18 protein-coding genes and 1 tRNA gene are annotated in these 21,872 nt (G+C 43.6%); 4 read left to right on the forward strand and 15 right to left on the reverse strand.

What is annotated here, in order from left to right; genetic code table 11:
- Positions 1-195: 195 nt before the first annotated feature.
- A complete protein-coding gene (cotR, locus tag MHI44_RS08040) occupies positions 196-1,158 on the forward strand; it encodes a sporulation hydrolase CotR (protein WP_015251166.1) in 963 nt (320 codons plus the stop codon).
- Positions 1,159-1,441: 283 nt separating this feature from the next.
- Here cotR and MHI44_RS08045 read toward each other — a convergent pair.
- Positions 1,442-1,517 (reverse strand) — tRNA-Arg (locus tag MHI44_RS08045).
- 269 nt (positions 1,518-1,786) lie between these two features.
- On the opposite strand from MHI44_RS08045, the gene clpP reads away from it, so the two are divergent.
- Positions 1,787-2,380, forward strand: a complete 594-nt coding sequence (gene clpP, locus MHI44_RS08050) for an ATP-dependent Clp endopeptidase proteolytic subunit ClpP (protein WP_003228214.1) — start codon at positions 1,787-1,789, stop codon at positions 2,378-2,380.
- Positions 2,381-2,441: 61 nt separating this feature from the next.
- On the opposite strand, the gene pgmB is transcribed toward clpP, so the two are convergent.
- The 10 genes from pgmB to MHI44_RS08100 all read right to left on the reverse strand — a co-directional run bounded on the left by pgmB (position 2,442) and on the right by MHI44_RS08100 (position 15,076).
- Positions 2,442-3,116, reverse strand: a complete 675-nt coding sequence (pgmB, locus tag MHI44_RS08055) for a beta-phosphoglucomutase (RefSeq protein WP_048655002.1) — start codon at positions 3,114-3,116, stop codon at positions 2,442-2,444.
- Positions 3,113-4,798, reverse strand: coding sequence for an oligo-1,6-glucosidase (gene malL, locus MHI44_RS08060; protein ID WP_192858031.1), 1,686 nt, complete (start codon positions 4,796-4,798; stop codon positions 3,113-3,115). Before malL ends, pgmB begins: the two co-directional genes overlap by 4 nt.
- Positions 4,791-7,064 carry a maltose phosphorylase gene (gene mdxK / locus MHI44_RS08065; RefSeq protein WP_339203528.1) on the reverse strand — a complete coding sequence of 758 codons (2,274 nt, stop codon included), beginning with the start codon at positions 7,062-7,064 and terminating at the stop codon, positions 4,791-4,793. The genes malL and mdxK overlap by 8 nt, the downstream gene beginning before the upstream one ends.
- On the reverse strand, positions 7,042-7,926 hold the full coding sequence (locus tag MHI44_RS08070) for a DUF1189 domain-containing protein (RefSeq protein ID WP_339203293.1): 885 nt from the start codon (positions 7,924-7,926) through the stop codon (positions 7,042-7,044). Before MHI44_RS08070 ends, mdxK begins: the two co-directional genes overlap by 23 nt.
- Before the next feature lie 4 nt (positions 7,927-7,930).
- The gene (mdxG, locus tag MHI44_RS08075; protein ID WP_015251161.1) at positions 7,931-8,767 is read right to left on the reverse strand and encodes a maltodextrin ABC transporter permease MdxG; all 837 of its coding nucleotides are present in this window, start codon (positions 8,765-8,767) and stop codon (positions 7,931-7,933) included.
- On the reverse strand, positions 8,768-10,075 hold the full coding sequence (gene mdxF / locus MHI44_RS08080) for a maltodextrin ABC transporter permease MdxF (RefSeq protein ID WP_029318351.1): 1,308 nt from the start codon (positions 10,073-10,075) through the stop codon (positions 8,768-8,770).
- Between the two features lie 41 nt (positions 10,076-10,116).
- A complete protein-coding gene (gene mdxE, locus MHI44_RS08085; RefSeq protein WP_326248625.1) occupies positions 10,117-11,370 on the reverse strand; it encodes a maltodextrin ABC transporter substrate-binding protein MdxE in 1,254 nt (417 codons plus the stop codon).
- A gap of 95 nt (positions 11,371-11,465) precedes the next feature.
- Positions 11,466-13,235 (reverse strand): maltogenic alpha-amylase, encoded by a 1,770-nt coding sequence (gene mdxD, locus MHI44_RS08090; protein WP_339203295.1) that lies wholly within the window; start codon positions 13,233-13,235, stop codon positions 11,466-11,468.
- A gap of 112 nt (positions 13,236-13,347) precedes the next feature.
- Positions 13,348-14,298, reverse strand: coding sequence for a LacI family DNA-binding transcriptional regulator (locus tag MHI44_RS08095; protein ID WP_044052450.1), 951 nt, complete (start codon positions 14,296-14,298; stop codon positions 13,348-13,350).
- A 202-nt stretch (positions 14,299-14,500) separates the two neighbouring features.
- The gene (locus MHI44_RS08100; protein ID WP_003228180.1) at positions 14,501-15,076 is read right to left on the reverse strand and encodes a TIGR00730 family Rossman fold protein; all 576 of its coding nucleotides are present in this window, start codon (positions 15,074-15,076) and stop codon (positions 14,501-14,503) included.
- Positions 15,077-15,192: 116 nt separating this feature from the next.
- On the opposite strand from MHI44_RS08100, the gene MHI44_RS08105 reads away from it, so the two are divergent.
- Entirely contained in the window at positions 15,193-15,513 is a 321-nt protein-coding gene (locus tag MHI44_RS08105; protein ID WP_015714766.1) for a MazG-like family protein, read from the forward strand.
- A gap of 26 nt (positions 15,514-15,539) precedes the next feature.
- On the opposite strand, the gene MHI44_RS08110 is transcribed toward MHI44_RS08105, so the two are convergent.
- Both MHI44_RS08110 and MHI44_RS08115 read right to left on the reverse strand, forming a co-directional pair.
- Positions 15,540-17,132: a SulP family inorganic anion transporter gene (locus tag MHI44_RS08110; protein WP_003244488.1), complete on the reverse strand. Its 1,593-nt coding sequence runs from the start codon at positions 17,130-17,132 to the stop codon at positions 15,540-15,542.
- An 18-nt stretch (positions 17,133-17,150) separates the two neighbouring features.
- Positions 17,151-17,744, reverse strand: coding sequence for a carbonic anhydrase (locus MHI44_RS08115; protein WP_010886620.1), 594 nt, complete (start codon positions 17,742-17,744; stop codon positions 17,151-17,153).
- A gap of 382 nt (positions 17,745-18,126) precedes the next feature.
- Between MHI44_RS08115 and MHI44_RS08120 the strand changes: the two genes are divergently transcribed.
- On the forward strand, positions 18,127-19,104 hold the full coding sequence (locus MHI44_RS08120) for a bifunctional glyoxylate/hydroxypyruvate reductase B (RefSeq protein WP_010886621.1): 978 nt from the start codon (positions 18,127-18,129) through the stop codon (positions 19,102-19,104).
- Positions 19,105-19,141: 37 nt separating this feature from the next.
- On the opposite strand, the gene psdB is transcribed toward MHI44_RS08120, so the two are convergent.
- Both psdB and psdA read right to left on the reverse strand, forming a co-directional pair.
- Positions 19,142-21,082, reverse strand: a complete 1,941-nt coding sequence (psdB, locus tag MHI44_RS08125; protein WP_024571588.1) for a lantibiotic ABC transporter permease PsdB — start codon at positions 21,080-21,082, stop codon at positions 19,142-19,144.
- Complete coding sequence (gene psdA, locus MHI44_RS08130; RefSeq protein ID WP_003228167.1) at positions 21,057-21,836, reverse strand: lantibiotic ABC transporter ATP-binding protein PsdA; 780 nt, start codon at positions 21,834-21,836, stop codon at positions 21,057-21,059. The genes psdB and psdA overlap by 26 nt, the downstream gene beginning before the upstream one ends.
- Between the last annotated feature and the right edge of the window lie 36 nt (positions 21,837-21,872).

A 21,872-nucleotide genomic window follows, 5' to 3' on the forward strand; every position in this document is an offset into this window, starting at 1 on the left:
ACTTCCTGTCCAATCCTCCAACAAGCGTTTTTTCTTATCGTTTTTAGGAGCAGTGTCCAGTTTTTTTCGGAGTGAATATTCGTTTAGGCCAAAAGAAAAGAGAGATGAAGAAGTGTTTAGTACCAGAGGTATACATCCATACAACAGACTCTAGATCATCATATACTGAATGTATGTAGAAAGGAGACATCAGCTTTGGCAAAATATCGGATTATGACCTTTGACGGCGGCGGTACCTTAGGTGCTTTAAGTTTACAACTATTAAACAGATTGGCTAGGCAAAACCCGAAGTTAATTAGTCGAACCCATGTATTTTCGGGAAATTCAATCGGTTCATTTACTGCCCTTGCATTAGCAAGCGGAAGATCTCCGAGGGAAACACTTCAGTATTTTGAGGATGAAATCCTACCCGCATTCAGCATTTCCCGGCCAGGCGGACCTGTTTTCAACCAACAATTACCCTATTCCGGTTTTATTAAAGCGGTAAGAAATTTTTTCCCAGCAGATCTTCAACTTATAGATTTAAGAAAACGAATTGTTGTCCCATCATTCAAATTATACTCTCAAAAACTGGACCGTTGGACTCCTGTCTTATTTCACAATTTTCCCGGCTCTCCCTATTTAAATGAAAAAGTGAGTGATGTCATACTGCGGAGCAGCGGTGCTCCCGCGACGCAACGCGCCTATCAAAACTATGTGGATGGGTATGTAGTAGCAACGAACCCTAGTACAGCCAGTATCGCGTTTGCAGTTGGTAAAGCCAACGTGCCATTGGATCAAATTGCGGTATTGTCCATCGGAACAGGTGAAGCCCCGACTCGGTTAAGAAGAGATACGAGGGGATGGGGAATGGTAAGTGCAGATAACATACGTCCCGAAAATCTGAAGAACCTTCCTCCAAATTGGGGAGTCCTTTTGGACAGGTCGCCTAATGAACCTTTACTGCCATTTCTTCAGATGATTGCTGGCGGTAATGGGTACTATGAATCCATGGTCAGTGCGAATCTTCTGGGAGATCGTTTTTTCCGGTTAGATCCGCGGATTCCGAACTTCTCCAAAACGGACCCTGCCGTCGTTCCCGCTGTCATTGAAATTGCGAACAAAACCAACTTACAGCCTGCAATTCAATTTATAGAGAAGAACTGGGGAAGCAAATAAATTTTTATTTTAAAACTATTCTCGCTTATCCAATTTTGTCCAAGAGAAGATTCTCAAAATAAATACAGGCAATGGGTAGAACCGGATTTTTTTAAAGGTTTGTTAATCACAAGCTAATAAGATGAATGAAAAACTCAATTCATACTTCTTCTTTTGAAAGTGAGGGTTCAAACTAAAGAATATAATTGAAATGTTACTCTAAGGTATGCAATTCCCTTTTTCACACAAAAAAGACAAGAGCGGCAAATCGCCAAACCCTTGTCTTTCCTGTTGTTCTATTGGACGCGCTCGGAGGGATTCGAACCCCCGACAGACGTGGTACCGGAAACCACCGCTCTATCCAACTGAGCTACGAGCGCAGAATGACTGCGTTATGAGAACGTCAGCACAACTAATTATACGATAATTCCTTTCAAATAACAACCCTCTATTTCGAGAGGCCGTTTTTTAAATAGACAAAGCATCTTAATTGGCAATCTGACATACGATGGTTTGAACCCCTGTATTTTTGGGGAAAATGGGAAAAAGAGACGACTTTGCATATCAGGCCAGCTTTTTGTTTGACCTTTATTGACCAAAAATGTATCATGTAACTACATACTTACCTAAAAGGTGAAGGAGGAGCATTATGAATTTAATACCTACAGTCATTGAACAAACGAACCGCGGGGAAAGAGCGTATGACATTTATTCTCGTCTATTAAAGGATCGTATCATCATGCTTGGATCTGCGATTGATGACAACGTTGCGAACTCCATCGTGTCACAGCTTTTATTCTTAGCAGCAGAAGACCCTGAAAAAGAAATTTCTCTTTACATCAACAGCCCGGGCGGCTCTATTACAGCCGGTATGGCGATCTATGATACCATGCAGTTTATTAAGCCGAAGGTATCTACAATTTGTATCGGTATGGCTGCGTCAATGGGCGCGTTCCTGCTTGCAGCCGGCGAAAAAGGCAAACGCTATGCGCTTCCAAACAGTGAAGTCATGATTCACCAGCCACTTGGCGGTGCGCAAGGTCAAGCGACAGAAATTGAAATTGCTGCGAAACGCATTCTCTTGCTTCGTGACAAATTAAACAAAGTCCTAGCTGAACGTACTGGCCAGCCGCTTGAAGTGATCGAACGTGACACAGACCGTGATAACTTCAAGTCTGCTGAAGAAGCGCTTGAATACGGCCTGATTGACAAAATTTTGACTCACACAGAAGACAAAAAGTAATAACACAACCTGCAAGAGCTGCGTCTCTTGCAGGTTTTTTCATTTCAAAGAATTGACTCCCTTAAACACTTTTTATTCTATACTGCTCCCATTCCTCATGTAACAGCTCAAGTGTCAAATCATTCGTCTGCCTCACAACTAGATCAGCACCAAGCATCGGCTGTCCTTGACCGACACCAACCGCAAACATCCCGGCAGATTTGATTGCGGAAATGCCTGCTTCTGCGTCTTCTATTGCCGCGCAATCAGCAGGGGAAACATCGAGCATCGCTGCAGCTGTTAAAAAGATGTCAGGATCAGGCTTCCCCTTCGCAAGAGCCGTCGGATCAACAATGGCATCAAAATCATCGATAATTGCCAAGCGTCTTAAAATCTTAGGAGCATTGCGGCTTGAAGATGCTAACCCGATTTTTATATTTTCGTTTTTCAATTGACATAGGAGCCTGCCAATCCCCGGTAAAAGATCTTCCGGCGTCAATTTGCTGATCAGCATTTGATAATCGCGATTTTTCCGATGCATAAGCTCTTGTTTCTCCGCATTTGTATACTTTGTTTCCGCACCGCCAAAGATCAATATGCTTTCAAGTGACTCTTCTCTGCTGATTCCTTTTAGCCTTTCATTCATGTCTCTGTCAAAAGGGATATTGATTTGTTCTGCGATGTGCTTCCAAGCGAGAAAATGATATTCAGCAGTATCTGTTATCACTCCGTCTAAATCAAAAATGACCGCTTTCATATACTAATGCCCATCACAGCTTCATAAGGTTTGAGGCTAATACTCTTTAAGTCAGCCCGCTCCTGCGGATAGTTTGAAATCAGCACTTTCCAACGCTCATGAATCAGTTCTGGAGGCGCTTCGAACAGAGCCTTTTCTTCCGATAAATTCACAACGACAAGAAGCTTTTCCCCTCGATATTCTCGAAGGTAAGAAAAGACCTGCGGATCATTCTCCTGCAACAGCTGATAATCGCCATATATCATAATCTTATATTGCTTTCGTAATTGAATGAGCTTCTGATAGTAAAAGAAAATCGAATCTTGATCTTCCAAAGACTCTTTCACATTGATATCTTGATAGCGGAAATTTACCGGTATCCACGGGTCTCCGGCTGTGAATCCCGCATGTTTTCCGGCATCCCACTGCATCGGTGTTCTCGCATGATCCCTTCCTTTTATCATCACGGCTTTGACAAACTCTTTTTCTGACATCGTTTTGTTTTCGACGACTAGTTCACGATATGCATTCTTTATTTCAAGATCATCATACATCTCCAGCGGCATATCGCTGTTGACCATGCCGATTTCTTCTCCCTGGTAAATAAACGGCGTTCCTTTCATGCCGTGCAGAACCGTTGCAAATGCCTTCGCACATTCTTTACGCAGCTTCCCATCATTGCCCCAGCGGGAAATAACCCTCGGCTGGTCATGGTTCTCAAAATACAGGGTATTCCAGCCGACATTCATTAACCCGGTCTGCCACCTTGTCATCGTCTTTTTTAAAGCAATCAAATCAAACGGCTTGATCTGCCATTTCCCATTTGGCGAGTTTTGTTCTGTATCAATATCCATATGTTCAAATGTAAAGATCATATTCAGCTCTTGCCTGCTTGCATCTGTGTACTTTTTCGCCTCTTCAATATCAGAGCCGTTTGCCTCTCCGACTGTCATGCAGTCGTAATGAGAAAGCACTTCCCTGTTCATCTCTTGAATAAACTCATGAAGACGTGGGCCGTTAGAGTGATAACGGCCAACAATATAGCTGCGGCTGTGATCCGTTTCGTAGTCCGGAAAATCGGTGTATTTAGAAATAGAGCCGATCACATCCATCCGCCAGCCGTCAACGCCTCTATCCATCCAGAATCTCATTACATCATAAACTTCCCGGCGAACGGCTTCGTTTTCCCAATTTAAATCAGGCTGTTTTTTCGAAAAGTAGTGCAAATAATACTGCCCTGTTCCTTCATCGTATGTCCACGCTGAGCCTGAAAAGATCGATCCCCAATTATTCGGCTCTGAGCCGTCCGATTTAGGATCTTTCCAAAAATAATAATCCCGGTGAGGATTGTCCTTCGACTTGCGGCTTTCAGCAAACCAAGCATGCTCATCCGACGTGTGGTTCACGACCAAATCCATGACGATTTTCATTCCGCGTTTATGGACTTCATCAATCAGCTGAAACATATCTTCATTTGTCCCAAACTTTTCGTACATGTTTTTGTAATCGCTGATATCATATCCGTTGTCATCCTGCGGGGAATCAAATACCGGGGAGAGCCAGATGACATCCGCCCCGAGATTTTTGATGTAATCCAGCTTTTGAATCACACCTTGCAAATCCCCGAATCCATCTCCATTGGCATCATAAAAACTGCGCGGGTAAATTTGATAAACGACAGCTTCTTTCCACCATTCACTCATTAGGCGTTCTCCTTTCACATCGTCCCTGTAGGACAACTCGTTCCTCATAAACGTTCATGTGCAGCGGCTCGCCTTTTACAAGCTCAAAAATAACGCGCTTTTCGTCAACCGTCACATTGATTAATCGATTTCGATAATTGATGTTGAATGAATATTCGTCCCATTCTTTCGGCAAAAACGGAGCAAATGACAGCGTCTCATTCGCGGTGCGCATGCCTGCAAAGCCATGAACGATTGCCAGCCAGCTCCCCGTCATTGAAGTAATATGCAAGCCTTCTTCCGTATCATGATTGTAATTATCAAGATCAAGCCTTGCTGTGCGCTTATATAATTCGAGCGCTTTCTTTTCCAGCTTGAGTTCGGCTGCGAGAATCGCATGGACAGAGGGCGATAGGCTTGATTCATGAACAGTCATCGGCTCATAAAATTCAAAGTTTCGCCGTTTTTCTTCCATTGTAAAACGGTCATTAAAAAGATAAATGCCCTGGAGAACATCTGCCTGCTTAATAAAATTGGAGCGGAGAATCTTGTCCCATGACCAATTCTGATAAAGAGGCCGCTCCGCTGGATCTAATTCATCTACTGCTTGCAGGTCTTTGTCCAAGAACGTGTCATGCTGAACGAAAATTTGCAGTTCTTCACTATACGGATAGTACATGTGCTGGATGATTTCTCTCCAGACTTTCAATTCTTCTTCCTGCACATCCAGAAGGCGGCGTTTCTCCGCTGAGATACTTTCGAGACTTTGTAGAGTATACTCCAACGTCCAAGCCGCAATGACATTCGTATACCAATTGTTGTTAACGTTGTTTTCGTATTCATTCGGCCCAGTGACGCCATGGATCATATACTTATTTTTTCGTTTCGAGAAGTGAACACGGTCGGCCCAAAATCTGCTGACTGCCACAAGTACGTCTATCCCGTATTCTTCCATATAGTCTCGGTCGCCTGTATAATTGATATAATTGTAGATCGCATAACAGATCGCGCCATTGCGGTGAATTTCTTCAAAGGTGATTTCCCATTCGTTGTGGCATTCATCACCGGTGAACGTCACCATCGGATAAAGTGCCCCCTTCATCCCCAATTTTGCAGCGTTTCGTTTGGCAGCCTCCAACTGATGAAAGCGATACAAAAGCAGGTTTTTCGTCACCTCCGGCTCGGCTGTCGCCAAATACATCGGAACGGCGTACGCCTCAGTATCCCAATATGCGGCACCTCCATATTTCTCGCCAGTAAATCCTTTCGGCCCGATATTCAAACGGGCATCGCCCCCGTAATATGTCGAGAATAACTGAAAGATATTGTAGCGGATTCCTTGTTGTAGCTCCTCATCTCCTTTAATCTCAATGTCCGCTTTTGCCCATCTTTCCTTCCATCGATCAGTGTGCCTCCGTTTTGCTTTTTCATAGCCGTACTCAACCACATCCGCCAAAAGCTCCTTGGCTTTCGATAAAAGCTCTTCCTCACGAAAATCACGTGAAGTCGTGACAATCACAAACTTTTTCAATGATGCCTTCGTTTGATAACTGTAGCGATTCTCGACATACATTTCAGTCGTTTTAAAGCTTTCATTGACAAAACCCTCCGTCTCGTTTGCCATTGCGGCTAAAACCGTGAAGCGCGGTGTTCCAAATGGATTTTCGATTGTTTTTGCCGCTAAATGGCCGCTGTGAGAATCAGCACCTTTCGCTTCCTCCTGCCAAAACTGTTCTTGGTAGTTAGAATCTTCATTTGCCACATTTCCATCCAGGTAAGGAACAAGCGTAATGACAGCATCTCCCGTCAGGCACTCCGCTTCATAATGAATCGCACAGAGTTCTTTTACAGCAAGGCTAAGAAACCGCTCTGACCTGATTCTGACGGTTTTATCTTGAATGCGGACAACAGCTTTTCGCCGCAGAATCCCCTCTTTCATATTGAGTTCTACCTCAAATGATTCGATTGGGTTTTGATGGAGATCGATTTTTTCACCGTCAACATATAGGCCTATGCCCATAAAGTTCATCGCATTGATCACTTTTCCGAAATATTCTGGATACCCGTTTTTCCACCAGCCTACTCGCGTTTTGTCGGGGAACCACACGCCTGCAATATATGTGCCTTGGTGACTGTCGCCTGAATAGCCTTCTTCAAAATTTCCTCTGACCCCCATATAGCCATTGGCAAGAGACGTCAGGCTTTCCAGCAGCCGTGTATGCTCCTTATTAAATGTATTTGTTTTGATTTTCCATTCATCAATCTCAAATAACCGCTGATTTATCATCATTTCCTCCCGAATGTAAGTTTCCATTATCACGGCGGGTTTTGGTCAAATATCTAAATGCAAAAGAAATCATCAAAGTAACGCCACACGAATGGATCATCAATACAGTAATCAAATCAAAATGAACCATGCCGATAGCAGCTGCCGCAAATGCCGGCAGTGCCGAGGCGCAAATCGCCGTAGATACTGCTTCCTTGAATGACGCAATAGAGATCATGTTTGATATTTTTGTGATCTGGAGGCCACCTGCAAGAACAAACGTTAACAAAAGCTGGATCATAAAGATTACCGCATATGCCAGCATCATGATCATCGGCTTATACTGTGCCAACCATAATGTATCGATCAAAACCTCTACATCATGGACGTTTGGTTTCTCGAGCTTAACGTCCATTTTCGCATAGCCAACAGAAAACCCCGTTTCGTTTTGATCGGTGATCACCAGTTGATCAGGTTGAAATATGATGGCGTTTTCAAATCCAGTTACTTTCAATCGCCCATTTTCATCGCTTGTATCATATTCATGCTTCATATCGACTGCCATCACATTCTGCCCATCTTCAATCCTCTCAGAGCTCTTCCCGCCTATTAGTTTTCCGTTCCTGATTTGTAAACCCTGTAATTGATCAGCAAATTGATCATTAACCCCTTGAATCGCTGACGGCATGAAAGATGCAACGCTGAAGCGATCCATTTTCACAAACGAAATCGTTAACGGCGCCATTAAGCAGGCCGTTAAAAACATAAAGAGAAAAGAGAGCTGCAGCCAGCTGAAAGTATTCCCATAGCGGCAAACACCTGATGGAGATGCAGCCGCTTTCAGGCAGCGGATGATAAAGCTTTTATTCTCCAGATTCTTCATTGAATTACCCCTTTGTTCCGCCGGCCGTCAAACCGGACACAAAGTTCTTTTGGAGAAAAAAGAATAGAACGCATATCGGCAGTGCGGCAAGGATGGCACCGGCTGCAAATAGAGCTACTTTTTGCTGCTGCGGATTAGAAATAAAGGATTGTAATCCTACAGCGATGGTCAGCCTTTCCGGTGAGCGAAGCAGAAATTTCGCCAGCAAATAGTCGCCAAACGGTGCCATAAACGCCCAAAGCGCTTGCACCGCGAGCATTGGCTTAACAAGCGGCAGAACAATTGAAGCGAAAATCCTCAGATGTCCCGCTCCGTCAATTCGCGCGGCTTCATCAATTTCTCTCGGCACAGTATCAAAATAACCTTTCATCAGCCACGTGTTCATCGGAATTCCGCCGCCGATATAGATCGCTGTTAAAAACCAGTATTGATCGAGTGCGCCTATCAGCATCGCCAAGACATAAAAAGCAGTCAGCGCCGCCATTGTTGGCACCATTTGAATGATTAAAAAGAATATCAGGCTCTTTTTTCTGCCTGCAAACCGATAGCGGCTGTACGAGTACCCGGCAAGTGTCACAATCGTAACCTGCAAAACCATGACCGATAGCGCGATGACAAGTGTATTGCTGTACCAATTGAGATAAAGCGTTTCGTCAAATAGCCGCTTAAAATGATCCAATGTCCAAGAACCCGAAAAATCGAGCTGAAAAGCCGCCGAATTCCCCACACGGAAGGCTGATGATGCCGTAATCAGCAACGGATATATAATGACAATACTTAAAAGCGTCAAAAATAAATACGTACAGATTTTATTAAGCATTCTGGCAGTGCTCGCGTTCACCTACATAACCTCCTCATTGCCAAAAGCATTCGATTTTTTGAAAGCAATCAGTGAAATTCCAATGACAATGAAAGAAATTAACAGTGTCACAGCCGCCGCAACGGAATATTGGGGTGATGTGCCTGTTGTCAGTTTATAAATCCACGAAATTAAGATATCGGTCGACCCGGCCCCGGCTCCCGCACTGCCTGGCCCTCCCTCATTAAATAAATAGATGATCGAGAAATTATTGAAATTAAACGTATACTGAGTAATCATCACGGGTGCTGTGGCAAATAAAATCATCGGGAATGTAATATGCCGAAAACGCTGAATAAAAGTGGCCCCGTCAATCTTTGCCGCTTCATACAATTCACCTGGAATCGCCTGAAGCACTCCCGTTACCATGACATATATATATGGAAAGCCGAGCCACGTTTGAATCATAATGAGGGCTGTCTTTGTCCAGAAAGGATCGGTCTTCCACGCGATCGCAGGCAGCTCGACAAACGGCAGGTGATTGAATAATGGTATCACCTGTGCATTCACCGCTCCTATGCTGTCGTTAAACATGTTGGAAAAACTCATGATTGTAATAAACGCCGGAACAGCCCATGGAAATAAGAAAATCATTCGAAATATCCGCTTGCCTTTTATAAAATCCTGATTGACGAAAAGTGCCGTCACAATACCTAAAATGATTTGCAGCGTTGTTGCACAGATTGTCCAGATAACCGTCCAGCCCAGTACATTCACAAATGTTTCACGATAGGAGCCAAGGAAAAAAATATTTAAGAAATTTTTAAACCCGACCCAGTCAATCAGACGATTAGGGGGAATATGATAAAAATCATAGTTTGTTAATGCAACAAACAGAGTCACCAAAACCGGAAAAATAATCACAAACACCATCATGATATATGCCGGAAGTGTAAATAGATATGGAAACCCTTTATCGCCCGCATGACAGATCATATCCTTGGCTGTTGTATTGACTTCCAAACCCGCCGCTTTCATTGCGGCGGTCTTACGCGAATCATGAATATTAAAGATATAGAACATGAGGAAAATCATTGTCACGATCAATTGCAGCGTGCCTTCAATCAGCATAAACAGCGAGTGATCTTCACCGGGAACACTTCCCAATGTCATCAATCCGGTTAGCGCCTGTATACCGAAAACGCATAATTCAAAAGCAAACAAGCCTGTGATGGCAAGAAATAAGAGCCCCTTTGACAATTGCTGATTCGCAATCTGCCCAAGTCCTGGAATGATCGATAAAAGCCCTGCCTTTCGTTTTTGCTTTGCAAGTGTGTGATGTTTATTCATTTTTTTCCGCCCTCTATTCTTCCGGACGCTATCCCGCCGTTTTATTTCACATACTTTTCTTTAATATTTTCCTTTATGACGTTTACAGCATCATTCGCTGATGTTTGTGTCGATTTTTTTCCTGAAGCTGCATCAAAAATCAAACTTTCCGCTCCTGTCCATACTTCAGCCATTTCCGGAATATTTGGAGTCGGCGTCGCTGTTTCATATTGTTTAATCACAGCCGACGTCAGCTCATTCTTTTGCTCATCGGCTTTCTTCCTTGCAGCCGTGTTGGCCGGAACTTCGTTTGTATCCTCATAAAAAGCGTAAGCATTGGCATCATTTGCAGCATACTCAAGCCATTTTTCAGCCAGCTCGGGCTCTTTTGTATATTTTGAAGCTACCCAGCCCTTCCCGCCCGCAAAAGGGGCATATTCTTCTCCATTGGGCAATGTCGGAATGGGAGCCGCTCCGTAGTTCAATTTAGCCACTTTATAATTGGCAGCTGACCAAGGACCGCCAATGATCGCAGCCGCTTTGCCTTCTAAAAACATCTGCTGAATAAAGTCGTCTGCGCTTGAATTGTCTTGCATTCCTTTCGGCCAATATGTTTCAAACCATTTCTCCGCATATTTCACCGCTTCTACAGCTCCTTTATTGTTCAGGCCGATGTCCCCGGAATCTGTGCCGTTTTTTCCAAACACATATCCGCCGTATCCAGCCAATAAGCCGTACGACATATAAAAGTCAGTCCATTTTGCTAAAAATCCGGTTGATTTTCCTTTTTCCGAAGCAAACGCGAATCGAGGATCTTCCGTTAACTTTTCAAGGTCTTTAAATGTTTTTGGCACTGTTTTTAAAAGATCTTTGTTGTAATACAAAATAAGTGTCTCAATGACTAGCGGCATTCCGTACACTTTGCCGTCAACTGTCACCTGCTGCATTTCTTTATCACCAAAGCTTTTTGTATGAGATGGCTTAATGTCAAGTAAATGTCCTTGCTGTCCCAAACCGCCGATCCGGTCATATGCAGCAAGCATAACATCAGGCGCATTACCCGCCGGGCCATCAAGAGGAAGCGCCTCCAACTGTTCGAACATTTGCTTTTCAACAATTTTTACTGTGACATCATTCTCTTTTTCGAACTTTGTTTTTATGCTTTCAATGTATTCTTTATACGTTTCTTCGACAGACACAGTCAGCACCTTTTTGCCATCAGCGCTTGCTGGATTTTTTGAACTTGAGCAGGCGGCAAGGCCGATTGCCAGAAATGATGCCGCCAATATGGCGAACCCCTTTTTAAAAAGAACCATCTCTTTTCCCCCTTCTATTTACGAAACTATAACAATTGTATTGTCCTGTAGAAAGCGGTTACAACAACTTTCGATTTGTTACCGATAACAGAATGTTATACAGGGGCGGCAGCACTCAAAATCAAAAATTCTCCCGACTGAACGGTAATGACATCGTGATGATGAAGCGGCTGCTCTGTCCATGCATCACAGATTTTCTTATTCCTATCAATATTCAACTCTCGTAAACTGACGTGTTGAACCACATTCCCTTGATTAAAGAAATAAATCAGTATTTTTTCATCAAGAGTCCGCGAAAAGCTAATGAAATCATTTTTGTCGTCCAGCCGATTCCACTCAAGATGTCCTTCAGTCAATAAAGTGTTTTCCTGCTTGCGTAAAGCAATTAACCGTTTCATAAATTGCAGCATGTCTTGGTTTTGCTTCTCCTTTTCCCAAACCATACATTTCCGGCATAATGGATCATTTTCGCCGTCCAGCCCGATTTCTGTTCCGTAATAAATGCAGGGAGAACCTGCCTGAGCAAACATAAAGGCCAGCAACGCGCGTGCTTTCTTCTCATCATTGCGGCATCTGGTCAAAAGGCGCTTTGTATCATGGCTATCCAGTAAATTAAACATCACCTCATTGGCCTGCTTCATCCCATTCATCAAATGTGCATTGACACGGTGAGCCATACGTGAAGCTGAGATCGTCTGGTCAGCAAAGTATTCAATCATAGGCTCTGTAAAAGGGTAATTCATCGCCGCATGAAATTCATCCCCTCTAAGCCAGGGTTCGGCAGAATGCCAGATCTCACCTAAAATATAAACATCAGGCTTTTCTGCTGATACAGCCTGCCTGAATGTCTTCCAAAACACGTGATCCACTTCATTTGCGACATCCAAACGCCAGCCGTCAATGTCAAATTCCCGAATCCAGTACAAAGCAATATCAAGCAAATATTTCTGCACCTCGGGATTAGCCGTGTTTAGCTTCGGCATATCAGCTGTAAAAGCAAATCTGTCATAATTGTCGTCTGTGACGGGAAAAGAGTGAATATGGAACCAGTCCTTATAGCGGGATTGATCTCCGTTTTTGACGACATCCTGCCATTGCGGAGACGCGCTTCCTATATGGTTAAAAACCGCATCAAGCATAATTCTCATCCCCCGCTGATGCAGCTGGCTGACCAATGTACGAAAAAGCTCAGGATCCCCGAAATGCGGATCAATAGAAAAGTAATCCAGCGTGTCATATTTATGATTAGAAGGCGCGGAAAAGATCGGCGTCAGATAAATGCCGTTCACCCCCAAATCCTCTAAATAATCAAGCTTGTCAACAATTCCTTGTAAATCCCCTCCAAAAAAATCATTGACGTCCGGGTCCTTGCTCCCCCACGGCAATGCATTCTTCGGTGACAAGTCTTCTCTTCCATTTGCAAAACGCTCCGGAAAAATTTGATACCAAACCGTTGACTTGACCCATTCAGGCGCTTGAAATGTATCAGCCTCGTGAACAAACGGAAATTTAAAGTAATAATGAATCGTTTCCAGTGTTTTTTTGTTATAAGGGCATACACCCGAACTTCCGAAAAAGATGTCTTCATGATCGTCTGTTACAACAAACGCATATTGTAAACGCCTAAATGGCGGCACCACTTCAGCAAACCAATAGTCATGCATTTCTGTAGCAGCAATTTTCCTCATCGGCTGCTCGTTTGCCGACCATTTGCCGTCGTTGTACTCATAGGGATCACCCCAAATGAATCGAATGTGATCTGCATTACCTTTTTTCGTCCGAATCTTGATATGCACAGTCCGCCCATCATAAGAATAAGCATCTGTGCTGAATGGCTGGTGATGAATCGCTGCATATTCCATCATGTTTCCCCCTTTGATTTCCGTTTTATTGAGGCCGGCTCATAGTTTGAAAGTATCATGATGAAATTGTGGGAACAATCCTTTTCACCCTGTTACCGATAACAGAATAAGGCGCTTACAGCGTTGATTCTCGTACAATTAACTCTGGTTCAAAAAATAGACTTCCTTGTGCAGCACCGTCTTCATTCATTTTTTTCAGCAACATTTTCGCACAGGCTTCCCCCATTTCAACAACAGGCTGTCTGACCGTAGTCAAGCGCGGCGAGGAGATGCGATCAAGAAACACACCGTCATTCCCGGTAACCGCAACGTCTTCTGGAATTCGCTTTCCAAGGGATTGCGCCGCACGAATGACGCCGAGCGCGATTCGATCAGATGCGCAGACAAATGCGGCCTGATTGTCCATGGATTTCAGCAGTTCTCTTGCAAGGCCTTCACTTTTCTTAGAACTGTTGTCGATCCGAAACATATTCGATTTTTTAAAGCTTTTATTCATCGCCCGTATATACCCCTGTTCTCTTGCACGTTCGAAAGGCTCATCTAAATCAATGCCAAAAAAGACAACTTCCCGCTCCCCCAGCCCCATAACATGGCGGGTTGCCATAAAAGTGCCTTTCTCGTTATTCACATCGATAAAGTCATAGCCCATTTCATTTTGTCCAAATACGACGAGCGGCTTCTCAAAAGCTTTTATTACACCTTCAAAATCGGTCTTTCTCAAGCCGGTGGCAATAATGCCGTCACATTGGCCAATATTAAGAGAATTTCTTGTCACAAGCTGGAGAGCATAGTGATTGCGATCCAGCTCCCTGCTGATTCCTGTCAGCAGGTTCATGTAATATGGTTCTGTCGTATCCATTTCCTCAAGTATCAATAGTTTCACAACCTGTGTTCTGTTTTGCACGAGCGCTCTCGCCGCATAATTAGGGATGTAATTCAGCTCTTTCATCGCAGAATGAACAAGCTTTTTCAATTCATCTGTCACCGTCTCAGGGTGATTGATCACTCGTGATACCGTCATCTTCGAAACATTTGCTTTTTTTGCCACATCTGACAATGTTGCCATTTTCATCCCCTCCTTATCTGTGCTTATTATCCAAACTAGTGATAAAGTCCTCTATTACTGCTAAATATACGATGCAGGCAAAAGAGAAATAAAAAAGAGATTTCCTTAAGGAAACCTCACTTTGTTAAAAACACGATTTTTCATGGATTCATACGCTAGGTTGCTGACTCATTCTCTCCACTTCCATGAGAAAATCTCTTTTTTAAATTTCTGTCCACTTTTTTTCTAAAATCGGATAAGAATAATTTTGCATTTGCTCAATTAACTCATCCGGCCGTGACGAGCTGTGAATCAGTTTTAAGTGCGATTCGTTAGAAAACCCTTCTTGAATGCTGTATTTCACCATTTTCATCATTGGTTCAAAATATCCGTTTACATTGTACAGTCCGATTGGCTTTTGGTGGATGCCGATCTGTGCCCAGCACAGCACTTCAAATAATTCTTCATATGTACCGAAGCCGCCCGGCATCGAGATAAAGCCGTCCGCCAGCTCGCTCATTTTAGCCTTTCGTTCATGCATCCCGTTTACTTCAATCAGCTCAGTCAGATTCTGATGGACAACCTCCCCGCTGAACAAACCGCTCGGCATGACCCCGATTGCAGTTCCGCCGTTTTCCATAATCGCGTCGGCAATCGTGCCCATCAAGCCTACGCGGGAGCCCCCATAGACAAGGCCGATTCCCTGCTCAGCCATATACACGCCAAGCTCTGCCGCTTTTCTTTTATACGCTTCATTTCCCCCAGGGTTTGATCCCGCAAATACACAAATGGTTTTCATCTTGTCATCTCCGCATCTATATATCGTGTTAAACATTCAAAAACACACTATATATTGTCCCATCTTCATGTGATAATATCAATATGAAATACATAAAGAATGCAGGAGTGATGAGGTTGGAGCTGGCTGATGCAGAAAAATGGATGAAAGAGTTTTACGAAAAAAGAGGCTGGACAGAATACGGACCTTTTATTCGCGTCGGCTTTTTAATGGAGGAAGCCGGAGAACTGGCCCGGGCTGTCAGGGCGTATGAAATCGGCAGAGACCGGCCGGATGAGAAAGAATCGTCACGCGCTGAGCAAAAACAAGAATTGATTGAAGAAATGGGAGATGTCATCGGAAATATCGCCATTCTTGCTGATATGTATGGTGTCTCTTTAGAAGACATCATGAAGGCACACCAAGAAAAACTGACAAAACGATTTGAGCATGCATAAAAAAGCGGCCGCGATGGCCGCTTTTTTTAACCTGTGATTTCATCATGATGATCAAAGAAATGCTGCTTTCCTATTTTGTGAAAAAGGCCTGTTTTATGCAGCAGCTCCTTTGGCTGCGATTGCAATCCTACAATCATCAGCTTTCCATTGTGGCGCTTAATTCGATTCATAATGTTCCCAAGCACCGCTTCAGCTGACGTATCCATATAGTGCACCTTATTCATGAGCAGAATAAGGGTTTTCGGTTTTTTCTGTACATGCTCCAGCAATGACGATTCAAGGGAATCAATTGATCCGAAAAACAGCGGCCCTTCTATGGCATACATGCTGACAGATGGATCTTCTCTCTTCGCCAGAACAGGATGCGTTTCCTGATTGTGGATGCGGGTCGCTTCGCTCATTCTTCTGATAAAGAACACGAATGCAAGCAGCAATCCGGTTGCCACACCGATGATTAAGTCAAACAGAACCGTAAGGGCGAAGGTCGCCGCCAAAATAAAGGAATCAGCATTTTTCAGTCTCAGCATGTTTGCGACTTCCTTGCGCTCACTCATATTCCATGCGACCACCATGAGAATCGGTGCCATACTGGCGAGCGGCACATGGGACGCATAAGGCGCAAATACAAGCAGGACAAGGAGAACGACTACGCCGTGAACGACGCCGGAAACAGGGGAAACCGCTCCGTTTTTTATATTGGTCGCCGTTCTCGCAATCGCTCCTGTAGCCGGGATTCCGCCAAACAGGGGCGCTGCCATATTCGCAATTCCCTGGCCGACAAGCTCCTTGTTGCTGTCATGCTTTGAGCCCTTCATGTTATCGGCGACCATTGCGGACAAAATCGACTCAAGTCCTCCAAGAAGCGCGATGACAAGCGCAGCCGGAAACAGCATAACCATTTTATCCAAAGTAAGCTCAGGAAACTGAAATTCCGGCAAATGGCGGGGGATTTCTCCATAAGTTGACCCGATCGTTGCCATGCGGTCAGGGAAAAAGACAACCGCGACCACTGTGGAAATAAGAAGCGCCAACAAAGCGCCCGGCACTTTAGGCATCACCTTGGCGGATACAAGCAAAATGACGAGCCCGATCACAGCTGTCAAAATGGCATACACGTTAAAGGTGCCGAGCTGCTGCACAATTTCAAACATGTTGTGGTGAAAGTTCTCATGTTTTTCAACATTTCTCAATCCGAGAAAATTAGCGATTTGTTCCGTAAAGATTAACACGGCAATTCCTGCTGTAAAACCGACGATAACGGGTTTAGGCACAAATTTCATTATTTTTCCGAGCTTAAACAGCCCAAACAGCACCAGCATTACCCCTGCCATAAACCCCGCAATCAGCAGATTCTCTAATCCGTACTGCATGATAATGCCGAACAGTATCGGGACAAAGGCGCCTGTCGGACCGCCAATTTGATATTTAGATCCTCCGAACAAAGAGATACAAATCCCCGCTATAACAACAGTGTACAGCCCGTATTCGGGCTCGACTCCCGAGGCAATGGCAAACGCCATTCCTAAAGGAATTGCCACGACACCTACTACGATACCTGCAATTAAGTCTTTCTGAAATTTCTGTAAATTGTATCCCTTGAATCTCCCTGAGAATCGCATATTTTGTTATAACCTCCCTTATGAGTGATTGTTTATTAGCTCAGTTTCATAACCGTTAATGACCACATCAAGTTTTCCTGTTTCAGGATGAATGACAAGTCCGTGAACCGGCACTTTTTTCGGAAGCAGCGGATGGTTCTTAATCATGTTCACACTGTGGGAAACGCTTTCTTCCACGCTGTGAAAACCAGTCAGCCACGTTTTCAAATCGAGTCCGGCACTCGTCAGCAAATTCAGGCAGCTATCCTCCACCCCGCGTTCCTTTGCTTTCTCAAGAATCGAGGACGCATTCAGCCCTGACATTCCGCATTCATGATGGCCGACAATGCATACCTCTTCAGCCTGCAATTCATAAATCGCGACCAGTATGCTTCGCATCACGCTTCCAAATGGGTGAGAAACGATGGCTCCCGCGTTTTTTACAATTTTAGCATCACCGTTTTTAAGCCCCATTGCTTGCGGAAGAAGTTCTGTAAGCCTTGTATCCATACAGGTGACAATGACGAGCTTTTTCGAAGGAAACTTTGTCGTTTTGTACGGTTCATACTTCTTCTCACTGACAAACCGCTGATTGTGTTCCAAAATTGATGTTAAAGAAACCATTTGATTCATCTCCCATCCATATGATTTTGCAAGCCTTCTTACCCAGCTTACAGTAAGGAATTATAGCATAGGAATAAGCCAAGAAAAGGTTTTCAAAAAAAGACACTATAATTGGACTGTAGAATCAAAACATAAACATTTATATCTTTCAAAGATAATAAAATTTATATTTAATGCATCCTATAATCCGGCTGCAGTTCGTATATCGATGATTTGTCTGACAAAAAATATGGGTGAATTCTGATAATTAAAAAACTTTTTTAAGCAGATTTAGCTGTTCGATCTTCATTTTAAGTTCGAAAGAACCAGAAATTAAAAAAACGCAGCTATATTTTTAACATCTATTTATTTTCGATATAATGAATTAGACAACAGCCATAAAGGGGGAGCCTTGTTGAAACCATTTGTATTTATCACAAAACCGATTCCTGAAGAGATTGAAGCATTCATCGGTGAACATTGCCGTTATGAAGTATGGCAGGAGGATACGCTTCCGAGTGACGTGCTATTTGAAAAATTAAAAGAAGCGGAGGGGCTTTTAACATCAGGGACGTCCGGACCGTCAATCAATCGTGAGTTGCTGGAACACGCGCCTAAGCTCAAAGTGGTCAGCAACCAATCAGTAGGCTACGATAACTTCGATATAGAAGCAATGAAAGAAAGAGGAGTCGTCGGGACTCATACACCTTATACACTGGATGACACAGTTGCAGATCTGGCTTTTTCACTGATTCTGTCTTCCGCCAGACGTGTTGCCGAACTGGACCGTTTTGTCAGAGCAGGAAAATGGGGAACCGTGGAAGAGGAAGCGCTTTTCGGAATTGATGTTCATCATCAAACGCTAGGCATTATCGGCATGGGCAGAATTGGAGAACAAGCAGCGAGACGCGCCAAATTTGGTTTTGATATGGAAGTGCTTTATCATAACCGACATCGCAAACAAGAAACAGAAGACAGCATCGGCGTTAAGTATGCAGAGCTTGATACATTGCTGGAGCAATCTGATTTTATTCTTCTCATTACGCCGCTGACTGATGAAACCTATCACATGATAGGAGAACGCGAATTTAAGTTGATGAAGAATTCAGCAATTTTCGTCAATATTTCCCGGGGAAAGACAGTTGATGAAAAAGCACTGATTCGCGCTCTTCAGGAAGGCTGGATCAGGGGAGCCGGCTTAGATGTATACGAAAAAGAGCCTGTCACCCAAGATAATCCGCTCCTGCAGCTGGATAATGTCACGCTGCTTCCTCATATCGGTTCAGCAACAGCTAAAGTGCGCTTCAACATGTGCAAACAGGCCGCCGAAAATATGCTCGCAGCGATCCAAGGGCAAACACCGAAAAATCTTACAAGAGAATTTCAATAAATCAAAAATCCGGTCTGATAACAGACCGGATTTCATATTACATACGCTGAAGAACAGCACGCTTATAAATATGACGGGTGACGATATAATAAAGAGCCTGGAATACAAAATAAATGAAGATGACAATTACGGCCTCAAGAAATAAATTGGAATTCAGCATATTACTTAACGCTGCATACGCAAAGCCCGCGTGAATCGTACCTGCGATAAATGGGATGAAGAATAAAAATCCTATTTGCTTTCCAAGGATCGAGTGAATCTCTTTGTCCGTAACCCCTATCCTCTTTAACGCTAACACCTGCACTCTCGTATCTTCTATTTCCGTAAACATCCGCAAATACAGCATGCTTCCTTGCACGATAAAAAACAGCACGCTGACAAACAGACCAATAAACAGCATTAATGCAACTCCCTGCTTCACAATTTGATAACTAGGAGCACGTGTTTGAAAATCAGATGTATGTTCTTTCGGCACCATGTTTTCAAGCTTTTCAGAGACATCCACCGTCTCCTGCCAATGCTCAAGCTCATAACCTACCATTCTCATCTGTTCCTTCAGCGGCACATCCTGTGACAGACTGTCAAAGCTCTTTTCGCTGACAACCAATAAACGGCTGACTCCATCGACAGACATCAATATCCCTTTGTTTTGCTGCTTTTTCATGACATAGGAAAGGGTTTTTCCTGACTTCATATGAAATGCTGCTGTTTCCCCTTCTCCAAATGTGTCTTTCACCATCATTTGAAAAGAAACATTAATAAATGCTTCATTTTCTTGTAAATGAATAACTGGGAACCCTTTTTCCTTTGCGACTTGATTATAGACTTTTTCTGAAATCAGCAAAGCTTCCGCTTCCATCTTCTTATTTCCATACGGCAAGTCTGACTGAAAAGTGACAGGAATCCCTGTGGCATCCACCTTATACTTGATAACAGCATGAGCTTTTTTCAATGTATTCTCAGCTGTCTCAGGCTTCATGACCTGAAAGCGGGAAGCATCCTTTTCCACCCAGGAAACAGACTGAGGAATGCTTTGCTCCTCCTGCCTTTGTAAATCGGAATAAAACATATAGATGACACCTGTAGCTGTTAGTATGACCGCTGTAATGACAGAGGTTAAAAACAGCATGCGTGCATGATCCTTCAGCCTGAATATCATGTTGGAACGCACAATGATATTCGTGCCTTTGTAGAAGCTGTGTTTCTTCCGGTAAAGCATGCGGAAAAACGCCACACTGCTTTGTGTAAAAAAGAAATACGTGCCAATTAACACTAAAATCAAAATTGGAAATACCCGAAACATCATGTCAATGGCATTGGCTGTTGCAGATAGATAATAACCGCTGCCAAGACATAGCAAAGACAATACAGTGAGCCATTTCGAATAAACCGGCAAACTTTTCGGCTTTTTGGCCGATTTAATCAGTTCAATGATTTCCAGCTTCCGAATCCGGCCCAGTGATAAAATGAGCAGCGTCTGAAACAGGATGAGAAAGCCGGCAATTGTCATCACAAACGCTTTCGGCACAATGGCAAACGAAATCGGCACCTTCACGCTGAGCATCCATGTCATGATCATAAAAAACAGTTTTGAAAATAACAGGCCTGCTCCAATGCCGGCCGCAATCGCCGCAAGAGAAATAAGTGACTGCTCATAATAAATCATCTTGCGAAGCTGCTGCTTTGATGTGCCAAACAGTGTCAGCAGCCCAAACTCTTTCTTTCTTGCCTGCAAAAACGCTGAATTGGAATATGTGATGAAAAATATACAAAACACAATGATGACGACAAGAGCTGCGCTCAAGCATGTTTTGACAAGGCTTCCTCCATATATATTGTCTTCATTGACATCAGGATGAAAAATAAATGATGTGAAGACAAAAAACACCGAAACGGCAAACACACAGCTTAAAAAGTAGGCCACATACCGTTGCAGATTCCCAAGAATGTTTTTACGGGCGATAGTTCTCAAATTCATGAAAATCGCCTCCCAACACACTCAAGGTATCCAATATACTTTGATAAAACACCTGCCTGTTTGTTCCTCTGTGAATCTCTGAAAAGAAACGTCCGTCTTTAATAAAAACAATTCGTTTACAGAAACTTGCTGCTGTGGCATCATGCGTAACCAACAGAATCGTCGCTTCCTTTTCCTCATTCAGCTGAGCCAGTGTGTTCATCACTTGCTTTGCCGATTTTGAGTCGAGGTTTCCTGTCGGTTCATCGGCAAGGATGAGCGCCGGATTGTGAATAATCGCTCTGGCACAGGCTGCCCGCTGCTGCTGTCCGCCCGAAACCTCATATGTGCGATGATCGAGAATGTGCTTGATTTGCAGCGTATCCGCCAGTTCATCCAATCGGGCTTCCATTTCTCTCAGCTTTACCTTATCCAATGCGAGCGGCAAGAGAATATTTTCACGAATCGTCAGCGTATCAAGCAGATTAAAATCCTGAAAGACGAAGCCGAGTTCTCTTCTGCGAAACAAAGCCAGCTCTTGGTCCTTTAACGTTTTCGGCTGAATGCCGTTGATCATCATCTCGCCCTGGGTCGGCTTATCAATGGTAGCCAGCAAATTCAAAAGCGTGGTTTTTCCGCTTCCCGACGGCCCCATAATCCCGACAAATTCCCCTTTTGACACACTAAGATCAAAGGCGCTGAGCGCTTGGTATGATATTGTTCCTTTATTTGAATAGTACGTTTTCGATAGGTTCGTTGTTTGCAACACGTTCATGTTCTGCTCCTCCTTTTTCTTTATTATAAAAAGGAA

This window comes from Bacillus sp. FSL K6-1366 (assembly GCF_037976695.1).
Classification (GTDB): Bacteria; Bacillota; Bacilli; order Bacillales; family Bacillaceae; genus Bacillus; species Bacillus subtilis.

Coding starts and splice junctions, on each gene's coding strand:
- clpP (WP_003228214.1), top strand. CDS start 1,787: ATGAATTTAATACCTACAGTCATTGAACAAACGAACCGCGGGGAAAGA.
- pgmB (WP_048655002.1), bottom strand. CDS start 3,116: ATGAAAGCGGTCATTTTTGATTTAGACGGAGTGATAACAGATACTGCT.
- malL (WP_192858031.1), bottom strand. CDS start 4,798: ATGAGTGAATGGTGGAAAGAAGCTGTCGTTTATCAAATTTACCCGCGC.
- mdxK (WP_339203528.1), bottom strand. CDS start 7,064: ATGATAAATCAGCGGTTATTTGAGATTGATGAATGGAAAATCAAAACA.
- MHI44_RS08070 (WP_339203293.1), bottom strand. CDS start 7,926: ATGAAGAATCTGGAGAATAAAAGCTTTATCATCCGCTGCCTGAAAGCG.
- mdxF (WP_029318351.1), bottom strand. CDS start 10,075: ATGAATAAACATCACACACTTGCAAAGCAAAAACGAAAGGCAGGGCTT.
- mdxE (WP_326248625.1), bottom strand. CDS start 11,370: ATGGTTCTTTTTAAAAAGGGGTTCGCCATATTGGCGGCATCATTTCTG.
- mdxD (WP_339203295.1), bottom strand. CDS start 13,235: ATGATGGAATATGCAGCGATTCATCACCAGCCATTCAGCACAGATGCT.
- MHI44_RS08095 (WP_044052450.1), bottom strand. CDS start 14,298: ATGGCAACATTGTCAGATGTGGCAAAAAAAGCAAATGTTTCGAAGATG.
- MHI44_RS08100 (WP_003228180.1), bottom strand. CDS start 15,076: ATGAAAACCATTTGTGTATTTGCGGGATCAAACCCTGGGGGAAATGAA.
- MHI44_RS08110 (WP_003244488.1), bottom strand. CDS start 17,132: ATGCGATTCTCAGGGAGATTCAAGGGATACAATTTACAGAAATTTCAG.
- MHI44_RS08115 (WP_010886620.1), bottom strand. CDS start 17,744: ATGAATCAAATGGTTTCTTTAACATCAATTTTGGAACACAATCAGCGG.
- psdB (WP_024571588.1), bottom strand. CDS start 21,082: ATGAATTTGAGAACTATCGCCCGTAAAAACATTCTTGGGAATCTGCAA.
- psdA (WP_003228167.1), bottom strand. CDS start 21,836: ATGAACGTGTTGCAAACAACGAACCTATCGAAAACGTACTATTCAAAT.